This is a genomic window from Spirosoma endophyticum, from assembly GCF_900112365.1.
GTDB lineage: Bacteria > Bacteroidota > Bacteroidia > Cytophagales > Spirosomataceae > Spirosoma > Spirosoma endophyticum.
On the sequence record NZ_FOLQ01000001.1, the window covers coordinates 430800 to 453958 of the forward strand.

At 49.8% G+C, this 23159-nt stretch carries 18 protein-coding genes; 13 read left to right on the forward strand and 5 right to left on the reverse strand.

Annotated elements, in window-relative coordinates; genetic code table 11:
- Positions 1–45: 45 nt before the first annotated feature.
- Together BM202_RS01645 and BM202_RS01650 are read left to right on the forward strand one after the other, a co-directional pair.
- On the forward strand, positions 46–1062 hold the full coding sequence (locus BM202_RS01645; protein WP_093822722.1) for an LLM class flavin-dependent oxidoreductase: 1017 nt from the start codon (positions 46–48) through the stop codon (positions 1060–1062).
- A gap of 88 nt (positions 1063–1150) precedes the next feature.
- Entirely contained in the window at positions 1151–1699 is a 549-nt protein-coding gene (locus BM202_RS01650) for a Uma2 family endonuclease (protein WP_093822723.1), read from the forward strand.
- A gap of 95 nt (positions 1700–1794) precedes the next feature.
- Here the strand turns inward: BM202_RS01650 and BM202_RS01655 are convergent, their stop codons facing one another.
- On the reverse strand, positions 1795–4740 hold the full coding sequence (locus BM202_RS01655; RefSeq protein WP_093823577.1) for a leucine--tRNA ligase: 2946 nt from the start codon (positions 4738–4740) through the stop codon (positions 1795–1797).
- Between the two features lie 137 nt (positions 4741–4877).
- Here BM202_RS01655 and BM202_RS01660 point away from each other — a divergent pair, with 137 nt between their 5' ends.
- From BM202_RS01660 to BM202_RS01675, 4 genes are all read left to right on the forward strand, one after another.
- Complete coding sequence (locus tag BM202_RS01660) at positions 4878–6704, forward strand: hypothetical protein (protein WP_093822724.1); 1827 nt, start codon at positions 4878–4880, stop codon at positions 6702–6704.
- Between the two features lie 134 nt (positions 6705–6838).
- Positions 6839–8032: a S8 family peptidase gene (locus tag BM202_RS01665; protein ID WP_093822725.1), complete on the forward strand. Its 1194-nt coding sequence runs from the start codon at positions 6839–6841 to the stop codon at positions 8030–8032.
- A gap of 69 nt (positions 8033–8101) precedes the next feature.
- Positions 8102–8674, forward strand: a complete 573-nt coding sequence (locus tag BM202_RS01670; RefSeq protein ID WP_093822726.1) for a Crp/Fnr family transcriptional regulator — start codon at positions 8102–8104, stop codon at positions 8672–8674.
- Between the two features lie 88 nt (positions 8675–8762).
- On the forward strand, positions 8763–9212 hold the full coding sequence (locus BM202_RS01675) for a DoxX family protein (protein WP_093822727.1): 450 nt from the start codon (positions 8763–8765) through the stop codon (positions 9210–9212).
- Positions 9213–9285: 73 nt separating this feature from the next.
- Here BM202_RS01675 and BM202_RS01680 read toward each other — a convergent pair whose 3' ends face one another.
- Genes BM202_RS01680 through BM202_RS38055 form a run of 3 tightly spaced genes read right to left on the reverse strand, consistent with a single transcriptional unit; the run spans position 9286 to position 13675 of the window.
- The gene (locus tag BM202_RS01680; protein ID WP_093822728.1) at positions 9286–10614 is read right to left on the reverse strand and encodes a RagB/SusD family nutrient uptake outer membrane protein; all 1329 of its coding nucleotides are present in this window, start codon (positions 10612–10614) and stop codon (positions 9286–9288) included.
- Positions 10615–10651: 37 nt separating this feature from the next.
- Positions 10652–12454, reverse strand: coding sequence for a TonB-dependent receptor (locus tag BM202_RS38050; protein WP_262507658.1), 1803 nt, complete (start codon positions 12452–12454; stop codon positions 10652–10654).
- Positions 12455–12457: 3 nt separating this feature from the next.
- Complete coding sequence (locus BM202_RS38055) at positions 12458–13675, reverse strand: carboxypeptidase-like regulatory domain-containing protein (RefSeq protein ID WP_245776483.1); 1218 nt, start codon at positions 13673–13675, stop codon at positions 12458–12460.
- Positions 13676–14230: 555 nt separating this feature from the next.
- On the opposite strand from BM202_RS38055, the gene BM202_RS01690 reads away from it, so the two are divergent.
- From BM202_RS01690 to BM202_RS01720, 7 genes are all read left to right on the forward strand, one after another.
- Positions 14231–15286, forward strand: a complete 1056-nt coding sequence (locus BM202_RS01690) for a sulfite exporter TauE/SafE family protein (RefSeq protein ID WP_245776524.1) — start codon at positions 14231–14233, stop codon at positions 15284–15286.
- Between the two features lie 107 nt (positions 15287–15393).
- Positions 15394–16587, forward strand: coding sequence for a trans-sulfuration enzyme family protein (locus BM202_RS01695; protein WP_093822729.1), 1194 nt, complete (start codon positions 15394–15396; stop codon positions 16585–16587).
- A 36-nt stretch (positions 16588–16623) separates the two neighbouring features.
- Complete coding sequence (locus BM202_RS01700; protein ID WP_093822730.1) at positions 16624–17736, forward strand: Gfo/Idh/MocA family protein; 1113 nt, start codon at positions 16624–16626, stop codon at positions 17734–17736.
- A complete protein-coding gene (locus BM202_RS01705) occupies positions 17733–18464 on the forward strand; it encodes a phosphoadenylyl-sulfate reductase (RefSeq protein WP_093822731.1) in 732 nt (243 codons plus the stop codon). The genes BM202_RS01700 and BM202_RS01705 overlap by 4 nt, the downstream gene beginning before the upstream one ends.
- A 92-nt stretch (positions 18465–18556) precedes the next feature.
- A complete protein-coding gene (gene cysD / locus BM202_RS01710; protein ID WP_093822732.1) occupies positions 18557–19459 on the forward strand; it encodes a sulfate adenylyltransferase subunit CysD in 903 nt (300 codons plus the stop codon).
- 79 nt (positions 19460–19538) lie between these two features.
- Positions 19539–20789, forward strand: a complete 1251-nt coding sequence (locus BM202_RS01715) for a sulfate adenylyltransferase subunit 1 (RefSeq protein ID WP_093822733.1) — start codon at positions 19539–19541, stop codon at positions 20787–20789.
- Positions 20790–20835: 46 nt separating this feature from the next.
- On the forward strand, positions 20836–21498 hold the full coding sequence (locus BM202_RS01720) for a Uma2 family endonuclease (RefSeq protein WP_093822734.1): 663 nt from the start codon (positions 20836–20838) through the stop codon (positions 21496–21498).
- An 86-nt stretch (positions 21499–21584) separates the two neighbouring features.
- Here the strand turns inward: BM202_RS01720 and BM202_RS01725 are convergent, their stop codons facing one another.
- Positions 21585–23081, reverse strand: coding sequence for a glycine--tRNA ligase (locus tag BM202_RS01725; protein WP_093822735.1), 1497 nt, complete (start codon positions 23079–23081; stop codon positions 21585–21587).
- Positions 23082–23159 lie beyond the last annotated feature (78 nt).

Sequence of the window (23159 nt, forward strand, 5' to 3'; positions counted from 1 at the left end):
AGGAAAATCCTGTAAAAATAAGGCAACTATTTATAGCAACATCGTATGATTCCCTTTTCAATTCTCGATTTATCGCCCATTGTAGCGGGCAATACCGCTAGTCAGGCGTTACACAATACATTAAATCTCGCCCAGCATGCTGAACAGTTGGGGTTTAACCGCTACTGGCTGGCCGAACATCACAACATGCCGGGTATTGCCAGTGCCGCTACGTCGGTGGTGATTGGCTACGTAGCGGGTGGCACAAAAACCATTCGGGTAGGTTCGGGTGGTATTATGTTGCCCAACCATTCTCCGCTGGTAATTGCCGAGCAGTTTGGTACGCTGGAATCGCTCTATCCGGGCCGGATCGACCTGGGATTGGGTCGTGCCCCCGGCTCCGACCAGGCAACGTATCGGGCGCTGCGTCGGGATGCCAACGGTCCGGATACGTTCCCGCAGGATGTCGTTGAATTACAGCATTATTTCCAGCCCGACGATACGAATCAATTCATTCGCGCTATACCGGGGAATGGCCTGGACATACCCATCTGGATTCTGGGATCGAGCTTATTTGGGGCGCAACTGGCGGCTATGCTTGGGCTACCTTATGCGTTTGCATCGCATTTTGCGCCCAAAGATCTGTTACGTGCCCTGCAAGTGTACCGAACGCAATTTCAACCGTCGGAACACCTGAAAGCACCTTATGCCATGGTCGCCGTGAATGTGGTCGCGGCCGATACGGATGCGGAAGCCACGCGTCTGTTTACCTCCTTGCAGCAACAGTTTTTGTATATTCGGAGTGGCCGGGCCCGACAGATGCAGCCGCCAATTGATGACATAACGGCAAACTGGTCGGAGTATGAACTGGTTGGTATTGACCAGATGCTACGTTGCTCGGCCGTGGGTTCGCCCGAAACCGTTCAGCGCGGACTGGCTAGTTTTATCTCGCAAACCCAGGCCGACGAATTAATCATTACCGCGCCCATTTACGATCATGAGGCCCGCAAGCATTCGCTCTCGCTCACGGCGCAAGTTCGCGATGCGCTGGCGGCCCAGCAGTCTGAACCAGCGGTTGTCTGATTTAGCAGTTAACAAACTTCCCGAGGGTTCTAAACTTTCGGGAAGTTGACATCTTTCCGGTCGTATATTCGCTCAAATAACAAACGCCATGGTACAAGCATCTGGCCCTGCTCTTCCTCAAACACTAGAAGCATTCATCGACTGGGAACCCACAGACTGGTTCAAATATGAATGGAAGGATAGAGAAATTATACGGTTTTCGGGCATGAAGAAAAAACAATATTTCATTTATAACGTCCTAAGCAAGCTTTTTTATGATAAAGGCTATTATCAAAATGGTACGTTCATGGCTGAACCAGACGTTATGCTTACGGCTTTTCAAATGTGTCGTCCCGACATTGCTTATTTTACGAACGAGCAAGTAGAAGCAGGGCGGAAGGGCGAGGACGTTATTCCGGCTTTTGTGATTGACGTATTGTCGGAAACGGATATGGCTTACCGAATCGAGGAGAAAATTGTTGAGTATTTTAAAGCAGATGTACAGGTTGTCTGGAATATCATTCCTGAACAGGAAGTCGTGTATGTTTACACGTCCCGCAAGCACGTAACCATCTGCCTCGAAGATGATATTTGCTCAGCAGCCCCCGTTTTGCCCGATTTTACAATCAGTGTCAATACGTTGTTTGCCCAGGGTTGAATTTCGCTAGTTGAAACTAAATAAAGCGATCAAGGCGTGCTACGGTTCAAATCCGTGACACGCCTTTATCGCTTTATTTATGCCTGATACCTAACCTAAATCACTACGTTTACAATCCGCTTCGGGACCACCACCACTTTCTTGGGGGCTTTACCTTCGAGCCATTTCTGGACAATTTCGTCGGCCAGCACTTCCCGTTCGATTTCAGTTGGGGCGCGGTCGATGGCGAAGCTGATCGTCGTACGGACTTTGCCGTTAATCTGAATCGGGTACTCAAACGCATCTTCCACCAGATAAGTCGGGTTGAAAACAGGGAACGACGCTTTCGAAATCGTACCCGGCTCATTCCCCAAAGCGGCCCAAAGCTCTTCTGTAATGTGGGGCGCATAAGGTGACAGCAACAACACCAGATCCTGCAAAATGGCCCGCTTGTGGCAATTCAACGTAGCCAGCTCGTTGACGCAGATCATGAACGAACTCACCGACGTATTGAACGAATATGCGTCAATGTCGCTTTCGGCTTTCTGAATGGTTTTATGCAGGATTTTCAGTTCAGCGGGTGTCGGTTGTTCGTCCGTTACAATCCACTGACTTTCTCCGGTGGCATTGTCTTTGTAGAACAACCGCCAGAACTTACGGATGAAGCGATACACGCCGTCGATGCCATTGGTATTCCAAGGTTTCGCCTGTTCCAGCGGCCCCAGAAACATTTCGTACAGACGTAGTACGTCGGCCCCGTACTTCGTGACAATGTCATCAGGATTCACGACGTTAAACTTCGACTTCGACATCTTTTCAACTTGTGAAATTAATTTTACCCTATCTTTTTCAAATAATTCATCAGGTGTAAAGTAACTCACAAGTCTACCTCTAACTTCATCAGACCTGGCAATTAATACATCATTGAAATTAGGGTATTTCAATTTTAGTTCTCTAAAACTTTCTGCCGATATGTATGGGTCTCCATCAATATAAGATATGAAATTGACGTCAATTGGGACAAAGTTCACACTGAGCACCTCGTCAGCTGCATCTTGTTTTACATCTACTAAAGGATTGATTATATACCCATATGAATTCCCTTCATTCTCATCCGTTTGTGTCTCCCACACAATTTTTGCATAAGCACTCATGCCCTGAATCATGCCCTGATTGATGAGCTTTTTGAACGGCTCCTCTTGCGGTACGTAGCCACGATCTTTCATGAACTTGTTCCAGAAACGGCTGTACAGCAAATGACCGGTCGCGTGTTCGGTGCCGCCAATGTACAGATCGACATTCTGCCAATAGTCAATAGCCGATTTGCTGGCAAATTCCTGGTCATTGTTCGGGTCCATGTAGCGGTACCAGTACCAGGATGACCCCGCCCAACCGGGCATCGTGCTTAACTCATACTCATACTCCCCTTTGTATTTCCAGCCTTCAGCGCGGCCCAGCGGTGGTTCGCCGGTTTCGGTTGGCAGGTATTTGTCAACGGCGGGCAACTCCAGCGGCAAATCGCTTTCGTCGATCAGGTAAGGCAATCGACCCGTCGAACCGCCGTCTTTGAAATATACCGGTACCGGTTCACCCCAGTAGCGTTGACGACTGAACACAGCATCGCGCATCCGGAAATTGATTTTACCACTACCCAGACCGTGTTCTTCCAGCCACGCAACCAGCGTATCCGTAGCCTCTTTGTAGGTCATGCCATTGACAATACCGGAGTTGATGTAATGTCCTTCTTTGGTGTTATCCGCCTGCTGGTCAATGTCTTTCTGAGCATCCAGAATCGGAACGATCGGCAAATTGAAATGTCTGGCGAAATTCCAGTCGCGCTGATCACCCGACGGCACGGCCATCACGGCGCCCGTGCCGTATCCCGCCAGTACGTAGTCGGCCAGGAAAATTGGCACCTTCTCGTCGTTGAGTGGATTGATGCAGTAGCTGCCCGTAAACACGCCCGAAACCACTTTCGTATCGGCCATCCGGTCCCGTTCAGAACGTAGCTTGGCCGCGTTGACGTAGGCGTCAACAGCCTCACGCTGGTCGGACGTCGTCAGTTCAACCGCCAATTCATGTTCGGGTGCCAGCACCATAAACGTAACACCATAGATCGTATCGACGCGTGTGGTAAAGACTTCGATGAACCGCTTCGTGTTCGTCGCCAGTGGAAACTTCACACTGGCGCCTACCGATTTCCCGATCCAGTTCCGCTGCTGTTCTTTGAGCGATTCGGTCCAGTCGATGGTGTCCAGACCCGTCAATAGCCGATCGGCATAGGCCGTAATCCGCATCATCCACTGCCGCATCAACTTCTGCTCGACCGGGTAACCGCCCCGCTCTGAGACACCGTCTTTTACTTCGTCGTTGGCCAGCACTGTTCCCAAAGCCGGGCACCAGTTCACGACGGCATTCGCCAGATACGTAAGCCGGTATTTAAGCGTAATTTCGTAGGATTCCACCTTCGACTTAGCGTTCCACTCGGCAGCGGTGAACGTTGGCGTATTTTCATCACAAACCGCGTTGACATCGGTCGTGCCGTTTGTGGCAAACTTGTTCAGCAACGTTTCAATGGGTTCCGCCCGGTCGGTGTCTTTGTTGTACCACGAGCGAAACAACTCCATAAAAATCCACTGCGTCCACTTGTAATACGACGGATCGGACGTACGAACCTCACGCGTCCAGTCGTAACTGAAACCAATATTTTTCAATTGCTCGATATAGCGGGTCAGATTCTGCTCGGTCGTGACAGCCGGGTGCTGCCCCGTCTGGATGGCATACTGTTCGGCCGGAAGTCCGAACGAATCGAAACCCATCGGATGCAGTACGTTAAAGCCTTTCAAACGCTTGTAGCGCGACACGATATCGGAAGCAATGTAGCCCAGCGGATGACCGACGTGCAAGCCAGCCCCCGAAGGATACGGGAACATATCGAGTACGTAGTATTTGGGACGGTCCGTCGCACGGTTGTTAGTATATTCTTCTGGTTTAAACGTATTATGTTCATCCCAGAATTTTTGCCACTTCTGCTCAGTTTCGCGGTGGTTGTAGTCAGCCATAGGGGTAACGCGGCCGGGAAGCCGCATACTAGTCAAAATGCGGCTTTCCAGCCGCGTTGCTTAATTTTCTTGCAAAAATAGCCGTTTACTAAGACTTTTGCCTATCCTCACCGACGATGAAGCCGTAAACTTCCCTCATGCGCCAAGCCCAATCGCTCACGAATCCATTCTCAAAAAATAATCCAATACGGCTGGCTACCCACTCGAACTGGTTCTGGCCGCTCTTATTGGGACTGCTGACGATGATTCTTGGCAGCTTAGTGGTGGGCAATTTCAGTCATCCCATGTCTGATGGCAACGATACGGATCAGTTTGAGTATGTGGGTTATTTTTTCACGAAGAACCTGTCGTTCAACCCATTTCCTCACCTCAAACTCGTCAATACCCAAACATTTTACCCATACGGTACCAATCAGGTATTTTTGGACTGGGGGTTCGAGCGCGATTATTGGTACAGGCTCTGTTATAAATTCTTCGACGGTCCCGGTCCCTATCTCCAGTTCTATTACGTGTATTCGCTGGTTGTTACGTCCGTCGGTACGTTTATACTGCTACGTTTCCGGTTTGGTGTACCTAAATCACTGGTAGTCGGGCTGATCGTCTCCATCTTTAATTTCTACGCGCTCTGGAAATTCCCCGTTCACATGAACGTCTGCGTGGGCCATTGGACGACATTGTGCATCGTTGCTACGTATCGTCTGCTGTATGACGTCGTAGAGAAAAAACCGGTTTCGCTGGTTTTTATCCTGGTATGGATCTGGTTGCACGTACAGATTTTAAGCCAGGAACTGGGCTATGTGGCGGGGTTTGCCCTTACCTTCACAACGCTGACAATACCCTTTTTAGTAGTTGTACTGTTTAACCGTTTTCGGAAAACGGATTATTTTCTATCAGGAAAAGTTTTTTTGCAGGAAGAATGGAATCAGCAAAAACCGGGAATTTTATTTTTCCTTTTCCTGCTGGTCGTCAGTCTATATTTATACCTGCCACTTACGTTGCAAATCGCCTTTACGGCCTGGTCATTCAATTTTGAAGCCATACCGGAGCTGCGTGCCTGGTCGCATCCGGCCCGGTTATTTCTACCTCATTTACCCGGTCTGCACAGCTATGCCATTCCCTACCAGAAGTGGCTACACGATACGTTCGAAAGCTACGGACAAGGCAGTCCCGGCCTGTACCTTATAATTCTGGGAGGGCTCGGACTCTGGCAAACTCGGCGTCGGGTTGCGGTCTGGTTACCCATTGTGTTGATGCTGGTGTTGTGTCTGCTCTATCATCCGGTCGCGTTTCCAACGCTTAAACTGTTCCCCTGGTTTAGCTTTAATCGGCACGGCGGACGGGCGAGTCTGGTGTATCCGGTGCTTTTTTGTTTACTGGCGTTGCCGATCACGTGGCCACGTCAATTATCAGGAAAGCTACTTGGCGTGCTGTTACTTGGTTTGATGGGTATGGAGTGGTACACTGGCTATCACAACCGATTATTTTATCCGCTTAACGTAGCATCGGATAATCTGTTACGGTATTGTGCCATCGTGCGGCAACAACCCGGTAGCGCGGTGCTCGATTTTCCATTTTGCACCATTGGGGCCAATGGCGTAGGTTTCGAGGAAGGCTTGTGCCCTTACTACGCCAAACAAAATGCCGTTTTTACGTTCCGGCGTTTTTACGACAAAAGTGCTGTTGGACAATATTTTGGGAGACTCCACCCCGGCCAGATTCAACCGTTCCTACGCGATGGCTGGCCCCGCTTGTTAACACCCGGCCGAGCGTTCACCGAACAGGACTGGCAATTTCTGCATACATTTTTACGGCAAAATAACTTCGCGGGAATCAACCTATATCCCGATTTGTTAACCAATAAACAGGTAGCTGACTTCTATCAGCACTATGGATTGCCGATTGCCGAAACCCGGTTTCCGGCTGCGGGGCGAGTGGTATTTATTCCTGTTCGGAAAGAAAAGTAACCCCGGAAGACAAGCGACGCAACGACAATTTCGTTTTTGGCGTATAGCTCAATACAATCAAATCCCGCAACGGCGTATGATGTAATCGTGTACGATTTACTACTTTTTTGAACCTGTTGATTTCGTACCTATTCATGCGACGTTTTTTATCGTTTGCGACGCTCACCAACGTCGCCCTAATTAGCTTTAGCCTGTTTGGTTGCCAAACCGACAGCAGTATTGAAGCCAACAGTCTATCAACCGACTGCCTGGTTAAAGCCTCTTCTACGAATGGGGTGGCAATTGCGGGTTCCTACATTGTTACGTATCAGCCCACCGAAACGCTGCCGGTTGCTCCCGGTGCACGCGTGGCTGCAACAGAATTTTCTATGCAACAGCTTTTATCTCGGCACAAGGTAGCAAATGCACAAACGACAGTGTTGGCATCGGGCACACAGACAAGTTTTCTGGCTCAGTTGACGGCCAGCGAGTCTGAAGAACTACGCCACGACCCAGCCGTCACGCTGATCGAACCCGACCGGATCATGGCCATGTGCAGCTGTGTTGATGTAGCCACGACCTCAACCCTAACCTGGAACGTTCAACAAACGGGCTACGGCCGGGGTGATCTGCAAACGGATAAAACGGCCTGGATTATTGATACAGGCATCGACCTCGACCATCCTGACCTGAATGTGGATATTCAGCGCAGTAAGTCATTCGTGTCTGGCCAAACCTCGGCCGATGATCAGAATGGGCACGGAACACACGTAGCCGGCATTATTGGCGCAAAAAACAATAACATTGGTGTAACGGGCATTGCGTCGGGGGCTACGCTGGTGGCGCTGCGGGTGCTGGACGAAGATGGCGAAGGGCGCCTGTCGGGGATTATCCAGGCGGTCAACTACGTAGCACAAAACGGCAAAGCGGGCGATGTTGTCAATTTGAGTCTGGGTGGCGAGAGTACATCAACAACGCTCGATCAGGCGATCACGCAAGCCGCCAACGCCGGAATTTTGTTTGCTATTGCTGCGGGTAACGACGGCAAAAACAGCAACAACTATTCACCAGCACGTGTCAACCACGCCAACGTGTTTACGGTTTCGGCAATGGACAGCAAAAACCAGTTTGCGTCGTTTTCCAACTTCGGCAGCAGCGTAGACGTCTGCGCGTATGGCGTGCGCATCAAATCGACGTACAAAGGCGGTACCTATGCGACCCTGAGTGGTACGTCGATGGCGGCTCCCCATGTTGCGGGTCTGCTTTACATCCGGGGCAATACGTTCCCCATGCACGGCACCGTGACGGGCGATACAGATGGCACGCCTGATCCAATGGCAGGCGAGTAAATTAGCGTAGATTTTTTTAAAGCGGGTGTCGGAGTTAACTCTGACGCTCGCTTTTGCGTTTATACAACAATGAATAACCTCGACCGACTACGTCAGCGATTCGATACGTTCACCCCACAAACCGATGAGGACTGGAATCGTTTTACGGCGATCGTTGAACCCGTTACGTACCAGAAAAACGATTTTCTGATTCAGGCGGGTCAGGTTGAACAGTACATTTACTACGTTGCGGAGGGCATGGTTCGGCTCTTTCTGAATAATGACGGGAAAGATATTTCGCTCGACTTTGTTTTTAGTAACGATTTCGTTTCGGCCTATTCGTCGTTTCTGACAGGACAGCCTACGGCATTTACGGTACAAGCCCTGACCGATGTTCAGGCGTTTCGTTTCAGCCGTACCAACCTGCTGAGTTTGTATGACCAATCGCACAAAGCAGAGCGGATTGGCCGATTAATCGCTGAACAGGCTTTTCTGCGAAAAACCCGTCGTGAAGTACAATTTCTGACCAGCAACGCCAAACAGCGCTACGTTCAATTGCTGGAGCAGCATCCCATTCTTGTACAAACAATTTCAATTCGGCACTTAGCATCTTACCTTGGCATTGAACCCGAAAGCCTGAGCCGTATTCGCCGGGAGGTTTAAGAGAGAAATTTGATTTCCTAACAAATGTTAGCGGAAAGCCAGTAGCTCCGCCGGAACTTTGACCCATACATCAACAGGTATCAAGGTCATGGCTTTCTTTCTAGGTTTAGTATCTATCGCAGCATTTCTCTACGGAGCAGGCTGGCTCACACACTCGCCGTATCTGCTTACTATACAACACGATGCCCTGTTAGCCACTACGATTATGTTTGTCATGATTGGATTCGTGCATCTTCGCAAACCGGAGCAACTCACCTATATGATTGCGAACTTTCTGCCAAACGCACGAATGATCATCCTGCTTTCAGGCATTGCAGAAATCATTTTGGGGCTTGGGTTACTGTCCTCCGAAACTCGATTCTGGGCGGCCTGGGGATTAATTGTAATGCTAATTGGCCTATTTCCGGCGAATATCAACGTAGCGGTCAACAACTTACCACCGCCGGGCGGTTTACCGGCCAAGCCCTGGTACGTCTGGTCAAGGCTTTTATTTCAGCCTGTTTATATATTCTGGATCTGGTATGCGGCACTAACTTAAGCAATTCCATAAAGCAAAGGCGGTCGTCGGAATTATACCGACGACCGCCTTTGTTCACGATTCCTTTTTCTTACTACGGATTCTGTAAATCCCAGTTGACTTCCGCAACGGGTTTCTCCAGACGCTCCAGCACTTTCATACCGGTGACAGGCAGATAAATCTCGCCGAGTTTGTTATACCGACGCATATCTACCCAGCGATGACCTTCGTACCAGAGTGAATACAACCGCTCTTTCAGGATCGCGTTGATGAGTGCGTCTTTGGTCGTGGCACCCGCATAAACCGCCAGTCCCGCATTCGCCCGAACAATATTGATATTCCGGGTTGCCTCGGCCGTGTTGCCCTGTTGAGCCGCGATTTCGGCCGCGATCAACACCAGCTCTTCATTTCGGATGATGGGGACTGGATCGTTAGCGGTGTTGTACAGGTTTTGGATGTATTTTGTCGTATAGGTAACCCCCGAACTGAACGTAGCGGGCGTTGCCAGAACACGAACTTTGGCCAATCGCTTATCACCAGCCTCAATGTCGTCAAATAACTTTTGCACAGCCACGATCCGCACGGTAGCCGTGTTAATCAGCGGGTTCGCAAAGTCTGGTGGCGTAGCACTGAAGGTATGCTTCGGTCCGGCCGTCAGATCGCCCGTGGCGTTGTAAAATGTTTGAGGGAGCAACGTAGCGGCTTTAGCCCAGTCAGCCTGATATATGGCGACGCGCAACGCGATGGCCCGGTTGAATTGCTTAAACGTAGTGGGTGTATTGAATCCGGCAAAACCCGATGGCGTAGCAAAAGCAAAACTTGTTCCAGCCTTGTCGAGTTGGGCAGCGCCATCGTCCAGAATCTTGGCGATACCCGTTAACGATTCGGCATACGTAGCGGCCTTGCTGGGTTTATACGGATTTTCGATGCTCAACCGAACGCCGTTAGTTCCCTGGGCATTCAGCATGTATAAATACGCCAGCCCCTTGAACGTATTGGCCATACCCAGATAACCGCTCTTCTGCACGTCGGTAACGGTGTTGGTTGCGGCTACTGAGGCTATGATAATATTGGCCTGACGGACAGGTAACCCGAAGCCCGTTGTGGCCGTATTGTAAAACGCCGAGTTGTCAATGGGCCGTAGTCCATTTAACTCAGTCATCCAGCGCGATTCCGTCGAATTGAAGTTAAACAGTTCTTTGCCGATTGTCCCAACCACTTGATTATAAGTAGCCAGAGCGTTGCGTGCCAGCGAAAACTGGCCAATGGCTAAATTGTCCAACTGGCCTTTGGTGGCATTCGTCTGAACCGACTCTACCGACGCGTAGTTTGGGTCAGTCTGCAAGTCGGTTCTAAAGGGATTACAGGCATTCAGGCTCAGGAGAACCGCTGCCGTAAGGATTGAATATCGAATGAATTTCATAGATCAAAACAAATGAGTTTGGTCAGATAAGATTAGACTACAAGTCGATGGCGACATGGAACATCATACGTCGCGCCAGTGGCGCACTACCAATGTCAACCCCGCTACCCAACGCCAGCGAACCGAAGTTTGAGTTCTCAGGATCGTAACCCGCTTTGTAATCCGTCCAACGTAGCAGGTTCGTACCCGATACGCCAACCCGAATGCCCTGTACTACGTTGCGGAAAGCAGAATTCAGTACGGCTTTTGGCACGCGATAGTAGAGCGATACTTCACGCAGTTTCAGGAAGCTGGCCACCGATGGATTATAACCCGGTTTTGGCTTACCACTCTCATCTAACCCATTGACATTCTGCCGGTAGATACCATTGGGTTGCTTGCCATCATTACCGGTTTCTGTTGTGCCGTTCCAGTCCGACGTATTGCCCCCCTCATCAAACAACACGCGTTGCAGCGACACGACCGTGAACCGATTCCGGTAGTGCAGCAGTGCCGAGAACTCGAAGTTTTTAAAGAACGTAATGCGCTGATTAAGGGACAGTTCATATTTAGGCTGCTGATCGCCATACACCGTCCACGACGAAGCGTAGTTAGGATCGGTCGTTGGCAATATGCGTGGCTGACCCACAATCTGGGTAGGCGAGTAGCCTTCTTTCACACGCCATTGGCCAAACGTTGCACCGAAGCCCCCCGTCAGTCGTTCAGGAATTGTTAACCGCGTGATTTCGGAGCGGTTGTACCAGAAAATCGGTTGTACAAACCACGTCACATTCCGGCTACGGATAACTTCGGCACCAATAGTCAGTTCCAGCCCCTTGTTCACCAGGTCAGCCGCGTTGATATTTGTAGAGACAAGACCCGTTGTTGGCGCAAAATTCAGTGGCTGAATCAGGTCAACAACCTTTTTGTTATAGAGGGTGAATTCAGCCGTAACGCGGTTATTGAATAAACCCAGGTCAAGACCATACTCAAGCTCGGTTGCCCGTTCGGGTTTAATCTGTGGATTTCCCAACGTAGTGAGCGGCTGTAGACCACTTAAGCCACCAATCCCCGTAATATCCAGTTGCGAGTAAGGTGTTCCCCAGTTCGGCAAACCAGCCGTTGCGCCATAGGCAATACGCGGTTTCAATTGACTGATGATGCCACTCTTGGTAGCCCAGTCGCCAAAGCGGGTCAGGTTAAGCGCGAGTGACGCTTTGGGAAACGCATAGAATTTATTGAAATTATCACCATTCAGCGTCGATTTATCGAAACGAATTCCAACGGTTCCAATGATTTTGTCGTCGTAATTCGCTTCCTGCTGGGCAAAAATACCCACATCAGTATTTAACTGGTATTCCGTACCTAACTGCTGAACACCGCCCCGAGAGGGGTTTTGAACACCAACCGGCAAATTCCGGCCTCGGGTGTAATTATACCGAAAATCACGGTGCAACCGAACGGCACCGGCCGAGGTGGTCAGATTCAACTTACCACCCATGGCCAGTTGCGTAAATACCGCAGCAACCTGAATGTTGGAATTATAAACTTCAGTACGTGTATCCTGCGCGAAGCCTGGGTTTGCTTCGGCCCGCTGCGACTGCAAGTCGGTTGGCAGGTAGATAAAGGCAAAACCACTCTGATAATCCAATCCTCCGTTAACCTTAAGCGACAACGATGTATTTTCTTTGTTAATCAACCGGAAATTAACATTGAATCCCTGAATGAAACGGTTAATTTTCTGATTGTTGATCGCCCGGTCGCGGATGGACAGCGGATTTTCGCCTACACTCGCGTCATTATCCGGATAAACACCATTCGCATCGGGATAGAGGTTGTTATACGGCCTGGTATACGGTATAGATTAGCCATAGTTAATACTTGAGTTGTCATTACCTGTCCAGCCGCGATCGTTGTTGGAATTAACGTAGTTAGTCGAAATACCAAAGTCAATCCAGTTGTTGAGCTTGTGGTCAATATTGGCGCGTATCGAGTAGCGTGCAAACGCGGTATTTTTGATGATACCTGTCTCGTTGGCAGCGCTACCATTCACGTAAAACTTGGTTTTCTCATTACCACCTGTTATGCTAAGGTGTGTGTTTTTGATCGACCCCGTTTCGCCATAAATGACCTTTTCCCAATCGGTGTACGTGCCATTTTGCTTAGCCGCCTGCAACTTTGGGATGTCGGCAGCGGAGAAGAAATCGGTTAATTTCTGCTCAGTCCAGTCGGCTCCGCCGAAATAACTATAGGCATTGGAAATACCCAGATCCTGCCCAAATGATACGTTGGTACGTCCCCCTTTACCCCGTTTAGTGGTGATTATCACCACCCCGGCATTGGCCCTTGTCCCATAAATTGCTGCCGCCGACGAGCCTTTCAATACTTCCATGCTTTCAATATCATCGGGATTAAGGTCAGCCAGGCGGTTGGCGTTATTATCCTGCGAGGCTGTCGATGAACCGGCCCCTGCTTTGTTAGCATCGGAACGACCCACCGAATATTGACCATTGTCGATGTAAACCCCATCGACAATATATAGCGGTTGAGAAGCCGACGACCCCAGAGTTGATACGCCACGCAACTGAACGTTGAAGCCGCCACCCGGTACCGAGCCATTCGACTGAATGTTAGCACCGGCCAGTTTACCCTGCATGGCGCCATCCGTCGTTACGGGGGTTGTGATCCCGGTAAGTTGTTTGGCGGAGAGCGATCCAACCGCGTTAGCCGAATTGGAGCGCTTCACGCTCGTTGCCAGTCCTGTCACGATTACTTCGTCAAGCTGCTGATTTCCATCAGCTAACGTTACGTTAACAACCGACCGATTCCCAATCGCAACTTCCTGTGTGGCAAATCCGATAAAACTGATCACCAGCGTTCCGGTCGGAGGAGCATTCAGTTTGAAATTGCCAGAAGCATCCGTATTGGTACCAATAGAACGACCTTTCAGGACGACACTGGCGCCGGGAATATTGGTTCCCTGGGAGTCGGTCACTTGCCCGGTGATCTCTTGATCCTGAGCGAATGCCACGCCAAAAAGTCCCAGAAAAAGCCATAGACTTAAAAGTAATTTTCTGTTCATTTCATCTTTAGTTTAAGTTAGTAAGCTTTAAGTAAATTGCCTGCAAAGTAATGGTTTGTTTTGCAATTACTAGATTTTAGTGACCTAATATTTCATATATCTCTCGTCTCACCTAATCTTATTTTGTAACTTTCTATGTACATTGCTGTGGTTTTTACCTAGTAAAACTTATGTAAAGCTTCATACAAACATAAAGGGTAGTCTTGTGTTTGAAAGCAGAAAATAAGCTTGGTCAGCTAACCCCATAGGTTGCACCCAAGTGTTGTTCCGACAATTATGTCTAATTACGCTGAAGAAGGTGGTTAGGCTCCTGAACCTCATTTAAACGTGGGCAATACGTTGTTCACGGGATGACTCCCATCAAAAACATTTCGGGCAATAAAGCATTGGTCGAGTAGTAGGCCCACCTTTTTCTTACTTATTTGCATTTTTCCCACAACTGGTCTTACCTTTGTACTCAATACACGGATTTAAGAAGCGGCACGGCCTTGTGCCGTTTTTCATAAGTGAATTAATCCATTAAGTCGATAGACATTATACCTTGTGCAGGAACCAATAGTCTCCCCCACCGAACCGGCTGCTGCTACGCTCAATCCTATTCAGTCAGCGATAGACCTGAACGGATTGACCATTAGCATTCAGGGTCATGATGCATCGAAACAAGCCGATGTGCTTCGAGCAGCCTTCCCAACGGCAATCGTCGAGACGGGGGCTTCTCAACCCTTGCTCCGACGGCGTACCCGTACCGAAATCGCCATTTATGTCTTTTCAGCGCTTGCCCTGATGCTTGTGGGGCATCTTCTATTCAGTTATTTTACACTGGATCGATTGACGCTCATTGCCAGCACAATTGATGTAACGCCCGATATTTTTTACTTTATAATGGCCGGATTTGTGGCCCAGATGATTGACGGTGCGTTAGGCATGGCCTATGGTGTAACGGCCACTACGTTCCTGACGAGCGTGGGCATCAGTCCCCTATTTGCAACGGCCAGCGTCCATAGTTCCGAAATTTTCACGAGTGGTGTGTCCGGCTATATGCACCTGAAATTCGGCAACGTGAACAGTCGACTCTTTAAGATTGTCCTGATTCCTGGAGTTATTGGAGCGGCTCTTGGCGCCTTTCTGATCACGAAGCTCGCGGATATGGAAGTTGTCGCGAATTACCTTGGCCCGGCTATATCCGTTTACACTGCTATTCTTGGTATTTTGATTCTAAAAAAAGCCTTAGCGAAGCAAACCAAGAAAAAGCCTGTTCGTCAGATTGGTCTGCTAGCCTGGTTCGGTGGTTTCGTCGATGCGATTGGCGGAGGGGGCTGGGGCCCTATTGTGAATTCAACCCTGATTGCGGCCGGACGCCACCCACGCTACACGATTGGTTCGGTTAATCTGGCTGAATTTTTCGTATCGTTTGCCAGTTCGGTTGTATTTGCCCTTTATGCCGGATTAGACAACTACGGCATGGTCATTCTGGGTCTGATCCTTGGCGGGATGATTGCGGCACCTATTGCGGCTCGGTTAGCGCAAAAACTACCGGTCAAAACCATGATGATCCTCGTCGGAATTGTCGTGATCCTCGTAAGTTTGCGCAAGATTATCAAGTTCTTTTAAAGAAGTCGATAGTCGTTAGTTATCAGTCTGTAGTAGTCGTTCATAAATGATCCTGACTACTTGCGGGCTTCAACCTATTGACTAACGACTGTCGACTAACGACTCCAATGCAGAAACAAACCAAAGCCATCCGTATTCAGGCGGACAAATCGCAGAATCGCGAGCATTCAGTCCCGTTATATTTAACCTCAAGTTTTGCTTTCGAAAGTGCCGAACAGGGAAAAGCACTCTTTGAGGAAACAGAAGAGGGTAATATTTACTCCCGTTTTTCGAACCCCAATGTATCGGAATTCGTCGCTAAAGTCTGCATGCTGGAAAACGCAGAAGACGGTATTGCAACGGGAACGGGCATGGCGGCTGTGTTTGCGAGCATGGCAGGTTTGCTGAAATCCGGCGATCATCTGGTAGCCTGCCGGGCTTTATTCGGATCGGCACACCAGATTATTACCCAGATTCTGAGCAAATGGGGCATCACGCATACGTATGTGGATGCCAGTGCTACAGAAGCCGAATGGGAAGCCGCCATGCAGCCCAATACGCGCATGGTCTATCTGGAAACGCCATCAAATCCGGGTCTGGAACTGGTTGATTTGGAGATGCTGGGGCGACTAAAACAGAAGTACGGGTTTATCCTAAATGTAGACAACTGCTTCGCTACACCGATTTTACAAACACCCATCGATTTCGGGGCCGACTTATCGGTGCATTCAGCAACGAAATACATGGATGGCCAGGGACGTGTGCTGGGCGGCATTGTTGTCGGCCGGGCCGATCTGATTCAGCCGATCCGGTTCTTTGCGCGGCACACGGGACCGTCGTTATCGCCGTTCAATGCCTGGGTTTTGTCGAAAAGTCTGGAGACGCTGGACCTGCGGATGGAACGTCATTGCCGCAACGCCCTCCAGTTAGCCGAAGCGTTGGACGCCCATACGGATGTAGAGCGGGTATTGTATCCATTCCTTCCCTCCCACCCGCAATATGATCTGGCCAAGCGGCAGATGAGTGCGGGCGGTGCCATCGTAACCATTGAACTGGAAGGCGGTTTTGAGCGGGTAAGCGCGTTTTTCGATGCGCTCCAGATTCCGACACTTTCCTCAAATCTGGGTGATTCACGTACCATCGTTACCAATCCAAACACAACGACCCACGCGAAATTGAAACCCGAAGAAAAAGCGGCTCTGGGTATTACGCCGGGCCTGATTCGTATTTCGGTAGGTCTGGAAGCCATTGAGGATTTAATTGACGATTTCACGCAGGCAGTAGAAAAGTCGGCTGACGTAGTTAAAGAGAAAGTAGCGTAGCGTAGTTCGCGCCTGACTACTTTAAACTGACTCACTATGCTACGTATCATCCTGTTTGTTGCCTTACTGTTATCGGCTCAACTTACGTTTGGCCAATCCGCGAAAAAGCCGTTGCGCGTAGGTGTGGTCGGGCTGGTGCATTCGCACGTGAATGGCATTTTAAACAAGGTATACAAACAACAAAATCAGGCAGATATTGAGATTGTAGGTATCGCCGAACCAAACCGTGATCTGGCCGAGCGATTGGCCAAACGGTTTGGCTTCGACATGAAACTGGTTTACCCGACCATCGCCGAAATGCTCGACAAAACCAAACCTGAGGCTGTCACGGATTTTGGACGTATTGTTGATCATAAGAAAACAGTGGAAGCCTGTGCCCCGCGAGGCATTCATGTGATGGTTGAAAAGCCACTGGCCACGAGTTTTGCCGATGCCCAGCAAATGGAAGCCTTGTCAAAAAAGCACAAGACTCAGTTGCTAACCAACTATGAGACAACCTGGTACGGTAGCAATCATAAAGCTTACGCGCTGGCCAATACGGATAAAGTTATTGGCGACCTGCGTAAAATCGTTGTCCATGACGGTCATCAGGGCCCAAAAGAGATCAATGTAAACCAGGAGTTCTTTGAGTGGCTAACCGATCCCGTGACAAATGGTGCGGGCGCGTTGTTTGATTTTGGTTGCTACGGCGCGAATCTCTCCACCTGGTTGATGCACAACCAGCGTCCCCTGTCGGTGCTGGCCGTCACGCAGCAGATCAAGCCCGACATCTATCCGAAGGTAGACGACGAAGGAACGATTATTCTGACCTACCCGAAAACCCAGACGATTATTCAGGCGTCGTGGAACTGGCCATTTGCCCGAAAAGACATGGAAGTGTACGGACAAACGGGATACGTTTTCACCGTAGACGGCACTAAAATGCGTATTCGGCTCAAGGATGAAAAGGCGGAACATCTGGCCGAAGCGACCCAGGCCGATGCGCCCGCTAGCGACTCATTCACGTATCTGGCCAGACTCCTGCACGGCGAAACTAAACCCGACGAATTAACGTCATTAGACAATAACATGATCGTCATGGAAATTTTAGATGCCGCCCGGCAATCGGCGAAAACGGGCAAGGCGGTATCATTGAAGCCGAAATTATGATCGCTGAACCTACTTACACGCTCGAAAGCTTAAGCGAGCGACTACACGGCCTAAGCAACGTTGATGCACTGCGCACGCTGGCCGATCTGTTTCCCGGCGAAGTCGTTTTCTCGACCAGCCTCGGATACGAAGATCAGGTTATTACCGACCTGATTCTTGCCAATGACATCCCGATCAAAATTTTCACGCTTGATACGGGGCGTATGTTTTCGGAAACCTACTCGGTCTGGAAAAAAACCAATGACCGGTATGCGACGAAGATTGAAGCCTTTTTTCCGGACCGTGCGGCCGAAGAAGCCTTAATGACGGAGAAAGGCCCATACAGCATGTATGACTCCATTGAGAATCGGAAAGAATGCTGTGGTATTCGTAAACTTGAGCCGCTGAACCGGGCGTTAAAAGGACAGAAAGTCTGGATAACGGGCATTCGCGCCGAACAGTCGGCCAATCGCCAGAGCATGCCCCAGCTCGAATGGGACGACGCACACAGCCTCTTTAAATTCCACCCACTCATGGACTGGACCTTCGAGGACGTGAAGCAGTATGTAAAAGACAATAACGTACCCTATAACCCGCTGCACGACCGGGGATTTGTGAGTATTGGCTGCCAGCCCTGCACACGCGCCATCCAGCCTGGCGAGGATTTTCGCGCAGGCCGTTGGTGGTGGGAAGATAACTCCAAGAAAGAGTGCGGGCTGCACAGCCATGAAGAGACATTTAAACCATAATGAGCGAATGAATGAACGAGTGAATAAGCGCTGGCAGCTACTCACTCGTTCGCTCATTCGCTCCGCCCCGGCGTTCCGGTTCACTCATTACAATGAAACTCGATTATCTAGATCAGCTTGAATCCGAAGCCATCCACATCATGCGGGAGGTTGCGGGCCAGTTTGAGCGACCTGCTTTGCTGTTCTCGGGCGGTAAAGATTCTATTACGTTAGTGCACCTGGCGCTGAAAGCGTTCCGGCCAGGGAAATTTCCGTTTCCGCTAGTACACATCGACACAGGCCATAACTTTCAGGAAGCCCTTGATTACCGGGATAACCTGGCGGAGCGAATTGGTGAAAAACTCATCGTTCGCTACGTGGAGGATACGATCCGGGAGAAGAAATTGAAAGAACCAACGGGACGTAACGCGACACGTAACGGTCTGCAAACGTTCACGTTACTAGACACCATCGAAGAATTTGAGTTCGATGCCTGCATCGGTGGAGCCCGTCGGGACGAAGAGAAAGCACGGGCGAAAGAACGTGTTTTCTCAGTACGTGATGAGTTCGGTTCGTGGGACCCCAAACGCCAGCGTCCTGAACTCTGGAACCTGTATAACGGCCGGATTCACAAAGGCGAAAACGTCCGTGTATTCCCTATTTCGAACTGGACCGAACTTGACGTCTGGAATTACATCCGCCGTGAAAAAATAGAACTACCGAGCATCTATTTTGCGCACGACCGGGAATTGATCATCCGCGACGGCAAACTGATGGCGACCGCTGGGGGTGTTATCAAACCCGAAGCCGACGACCAGGTTGTCACCCGTCGGGTACGATTCCGCACCGTTGGCGACATTTCCTGCACAGCAGCGTCTGAATCAGTTGCCGAATCACTCGACGACGTTATCGACGAAATACAGGCCACGCGCATCTCTGAGCGGGGCGAAACCCGGATGGACGACCAATTGTCGGAAGCCGCGATGGAAGACCGCAAAAAAGGCGGGTATTTTTGAAAAATGATGAATTATGAATGATGAATTATTTCACTCCAATTCATTCATAATTCATCATTTATAATTCATCATTCAAGAAATGGATTTATTACGATTTATAACGGCCGGTTCGGTTGATGACGGCAAAAGTACGCTCATTGGGCGGCTTCTTTACGATTCCAAATCCATCCTGGCTGACCAGTTGGAAGCCATCGAACGGGCAAGTAAAAGCCGGGACGACGGTGAGATCGACCTCGCTCTGCTGACCGATGGACTTCGCTCCGAACGTGAGCAGGGTATCACCATTGACGTAGCGTATCGCTATTTTCAAACGCCAGCCCGCAAATTTATCATTGTCGATGCGCCGGGGCACATTCAGTACACCCGCAACATGGTAACGGGAGCCTCGAACTGTCAGTTGGCTATTGTGCTGGTCGATGCACGACACGGTGTGGCCGAGCAGACCCGGCGGCATTCGCTGATTGCATCTTTGCTGGGCATCCCGCACATTGTGGTAGCGGTTAACAAAATGGATTTAGTGGGTTACTCGCAGGACGTGTTTTCGAACATCTGCATTCACTACGCGGAGTTAGCCCAAAAACTAAATGTCAGGAACGTAACGTATATTCCAATGAGTGCCCTCGACGGCGACAACGTCGTTGACAAGTCGGTGGCGATGCCCTGGTACGAAGGCCCTACATTACTGGAACATCTGGAAACGGTCGAAATTGACGACGATCTCAACCTGGTGCAAGGCCGCTTTCCCGTTCAATACGTTATTCGGCCGCAGACGGCCGAGTTGCACGACTACCGGGGCTATGCCGGAAAAATCACCAGCGGTCAGTTCCGCAAAGGTGATTCCATAACGGTATTCCCATCGGGCGAAACGTCGACAATTGACGCCATTGAAATTGCAGAAACCCATTTTGACGAGGCTGTTACACCAATGTCGGTTGTCCTGCATTTAGCGACAGATGTAGACATCAGCCGGGGTGACCTCATCGTGCGTTCTGATAGCCAGCCGATTGTTAGCCAAACCGTTGAAGCGATGCTTTGCTGGATGGACACCAAAGAGTTAAAAGCAGGCAGCAAGTATATTTTGCAGGTGGGTACATCCCGGACACGCTGCTCAGTGCGGGAAATTGTCTACCAGCTAAATGTTAACACCTACGAAGAGATAGAGCATGTTGATAGCCTGAAACTAAATGATTTAGCCAAGGTCATGCTACGTACCGCCCAGCCAATCAGTTTCGACCCGTATGCAACAAACCGGGCATCGGGTGGGGCCATCCTGATTGACGAAACGTCGAACGTAACAGTCGGTGCCCTGATGCTGATAGGCGAAGCATAAAATGGCTTGCTAATTTTGTATATTTGGGTAAATACCCGACAATAGCATGACTGAACTAGCTGCTCAACTGCTTGAATCACCGAAAGCTCCGCAAATCATTCAGCAGGTGCAAGCCATTCTGAATGACGAGAAAAATCGGCGGCAGGCTTTTTATGAGTGGATGGATGACGATGTAAAAGCTGAGTTTATTAACGGCGAAATCGTCGTCCACTCGCTAGCATTAGATAAACACAACTCGGCAGTTCTGTTCCTATCAACCTTACTAAACGTTTTTGTTACAGAACGAAATCTAGGTAAAGTACGTGCGGAAAAAGCCTTAGTTGAGTTAACACGCAACAGTTACGAGCCAGACATCTGCTTTTTCGGAGTAGAGAAAGCCGCGACCATACAACCTGATCAATTATACTACCCAGCTCCTGATCTGGTTGTTGAAGTGCTGTCGAAAAGCACCCAGAAGAATGATCGGGAAGTAAAGTTTGAAGATTACGCGGCTCACAATGTAGCTGAATACTGGCTCATCGACCCAACCCGCCAAACCATTGATCTTTACACGCTCGACGCAGATACTGAAGCTTATGCCTTACAGGGCTTGTTTCGTATAGGTGAAACCATTTCCAGTCAGCAGTTAGTGGGTTTTACAATTCCAGTAAAAGCGGTCTTCGATTCAACCGCAAATGTAGCCGCCCTAAGAACGTTACTTGTTCGTTAAGAGGGATTTTTTTATTCCTCGTTCCTCAGAATGACAAATGCCCTGGAAATGGTTTCCAGGGCATTTTTTTATTTATTTCGAAGCTTTTACATCTTCTCCAGCACTCGTTCCATCGAAACTTCCTGGCCGATATGCGCCTTCAGTTCGCTGATCGGGATACGAATTTGTTCGGTTGTGTCGCGGTAACGGACCGTCACGGTGTCATCTTCAAGCGTTTGGTAATCCACGGCAATACAGAACGGCGTACCGATCAAATCCTGCCGGGTGTAGCGTTTGCCGATGGCATCGCGCTCTTCATACACCACCCGAAATTCCGAGCGTAGGCTCTTAACGATTTCCTCTGCTTTTTCAGGCAGTCCGTCTTTGCGCACAAGTGGGAACACAGCGGCTTTAATGGGCGCTAAAGCTGGGTGCAGTTTTAAATACGTCCGCTCTTTCTGCTGATCACCCTCGCCCACCGTTTCCTTCGTAAACGCGTTGCAGAACACCGCCAGAAATAACCGATCGGCACCAACGGACGTTTCCACTACATAGGGAATGTAATTACCGTAGGGTTTGCCCGTCGCTTCGTCAATGTCGTTGTCGAAGTACTGCATTTTCTTACGGCTCAGCTCCTGGTGCGCTTTCAAGTCGAAATCGGTGCGGGAGTGAATCCCTTCCATTTCGCGGAAACCAAACGGAAACTTATACTCGATATCCACGGCCGCATTCGCGTAGTGCGCCAGCTTTTCGTGATTATGGAATTTGAGGCTCTCGGCGGGCAATCCAACCGCCTGGTAAAACTTCATCCGTGCATCGCGCCAGGTTTGATACCACTCCATTTCGGTGCCGGGCCGTACGAAAAACTGCATCTCCATCTGTTCAAACTCCCGCATCCGGAACGTAAACTGCCGCGCCACAATCTCATTTCGGAAGGCTTTCCCGATCTGAGCGATTCCAAACGGAATCTTCATCCGGCCGGTTTTTTGCACGTTCAGGAAGTTCACAAAAATTCCCTGTGCCGTTTCGGGACGCAGGTAAATCAGACTGGCATCTTCGGCCAGCGACCCCACCTGCGTGGAGAACATGAGGTTAAACTGACGCACCTCGGTCCAGTTGTCGTTACCAGATACGGGGTCTTTGATGCCCTCGGCGATGATGAGGTTCCGAAGACCTTCCATATCCTCCGCACTTTGCAAACGGCCAAGCTCGTCACGCAGGGCTTGCCCACGCGCTACGTCGCCCGCATTTTCATACGTCTCAGCCTTAAGCTCTATGAGTTGGTCGGCACGGTAGCGTTTTTTCGAATCGCGGTTGTCGATCATCGGATCGTTGAACGAGTCCACGTGACCCGACGCTTTCCAGGTCAGCGGGTGCATAAAAATCGACGCATCAATCCCCACTACGTTGTCGTGGAGTTGAGTCATGGCCTTCCACCACAGCGTTTTGAGGTTATTTTTGAGTTCAACGCCATTTTGACCGTAGTCGTAAACAGCCTGCAACCCGTCGTAGATTTCGGAGGACGGAAATACAAAGCCATATTCTTTGGCGTGGGAGATGATATCCTGTAATGTTGTAGCTGGGGAAACTTTTTGCTCTGTCATAATCAGTTACTGATGCCACAAAGATAGCGTTTACGCCGAAAATCCCCGAAAATGGCTAACTTTCGACACTCACGTTGC

Bases quoted from the DNA above. Each gene is read 5' to 3' on its own strand.
- BM202_RS01720 (WP_093822734.1), top strand. From the start codon at position 20,836: ATGACTGAACTAGCTGCTCAACTGCTTGAATCACCGAAAGCTCCGCAA.
- BM202_RS01650 (WP_093822723.1), top strand. From the start codon at position 1,151: ATGGTACAAGCATCTGGCCCTGCTCTTCCTCAAACACTAGAAGCATTC.
- BM202_RS01705 (WP_093822731.1), top strand. From the start codon at position 17,733: ATGATCGCTGAACCTACTTACACGCTCGAAAGCTTAAGCGAGCGACTA.
- BM202_RS01675 (WP_093822727.1), top strand. From the start codon at position 8,763: ATGGCTTTCTTTCTAGGTTTAGTATCTATCGCAGCATTTCTCTACGGA.
- BM202_RS38055 (WP_245776483.1), bottom strand. From the start codon at position 13,675: ATGAACAGAAAATTACTTTTAAGTCTATGGCTTTTTCTGGGACTTTTT.
- BM202_RS01715 (WP_093822733.1), top strand. From the start codon at position 19,539: ATGGATTTATTACGATTTATAACGGCCGGTTCGGTTGATGACGGCAAA.
- BM202_RS01655 (WP_093823577.1), bottom strand. From the start codon at position 4,740: ATGGCTGACTACAACCACCGCGAAACTGAGCAGAAGTGGCAAAAATTC.
- BM202_RS01660 (WP_093822724.1), top strand. From the start codon at position 4,878: ATGCGCCAAGCCCAATCGCTCACGAATCCATTCTCAAAAAATAATCCA.
- BM202_RS01680 (WP_093822728.1), bottom strand. From the start codon at position 10,614: ATGAAATTCATTCGATATTCAATCCTTACGGCAGCGGTTCTCCTGAGC.
- BM202_RS01645 (WP_093822722.1), top strand. From the start codon at position 46: ATGATTCCCTTTTCAATTCTCGATTTATCGCCCATTGTAGCGGGCAAT.
- BM202_RS01700 (WP_093822730.1), top strand. From the start codon at position 16,624: ATGCTACGTATCATCCTGTTTGTTGCCTTACTGTTATCGGCTCAACTT.
- BM202_RS01665 (WP_093822725.1), top strand. From the start codon at position 6,839: ATGCGACGTTTTTTATCGTTTGCGACGCTCACCAACGTCGCCCTAATT.
- BM202_RS01725 (WP_093822735.1), bottom strand. From the start codon at position 23,081: ATGACAGAGCAAAAAGTTTCCCCAGCTACAACATTACAGGATATCATC.
- BM202_RS01695 (WP_093822729.1), top strand. From the start codon at position 15,394: ATGCAGAAACAAACCAAAGCCATCCGTATTCAGGCGGACAAATCGCAG.
- cysD (WP_093822732.1), top strand. From the start codon at position 18,557: ATGAAACTCGATTATCTAGATCAGCTTGAATCCGAAGCCATCCACATC.
- BM202_RS01670 (WP_093822726.1), top strand. From the start codon at position 8,102: ATGAATAACCTCGACCGACTACGTCAGCGATTCGATACGTTCACCCCA.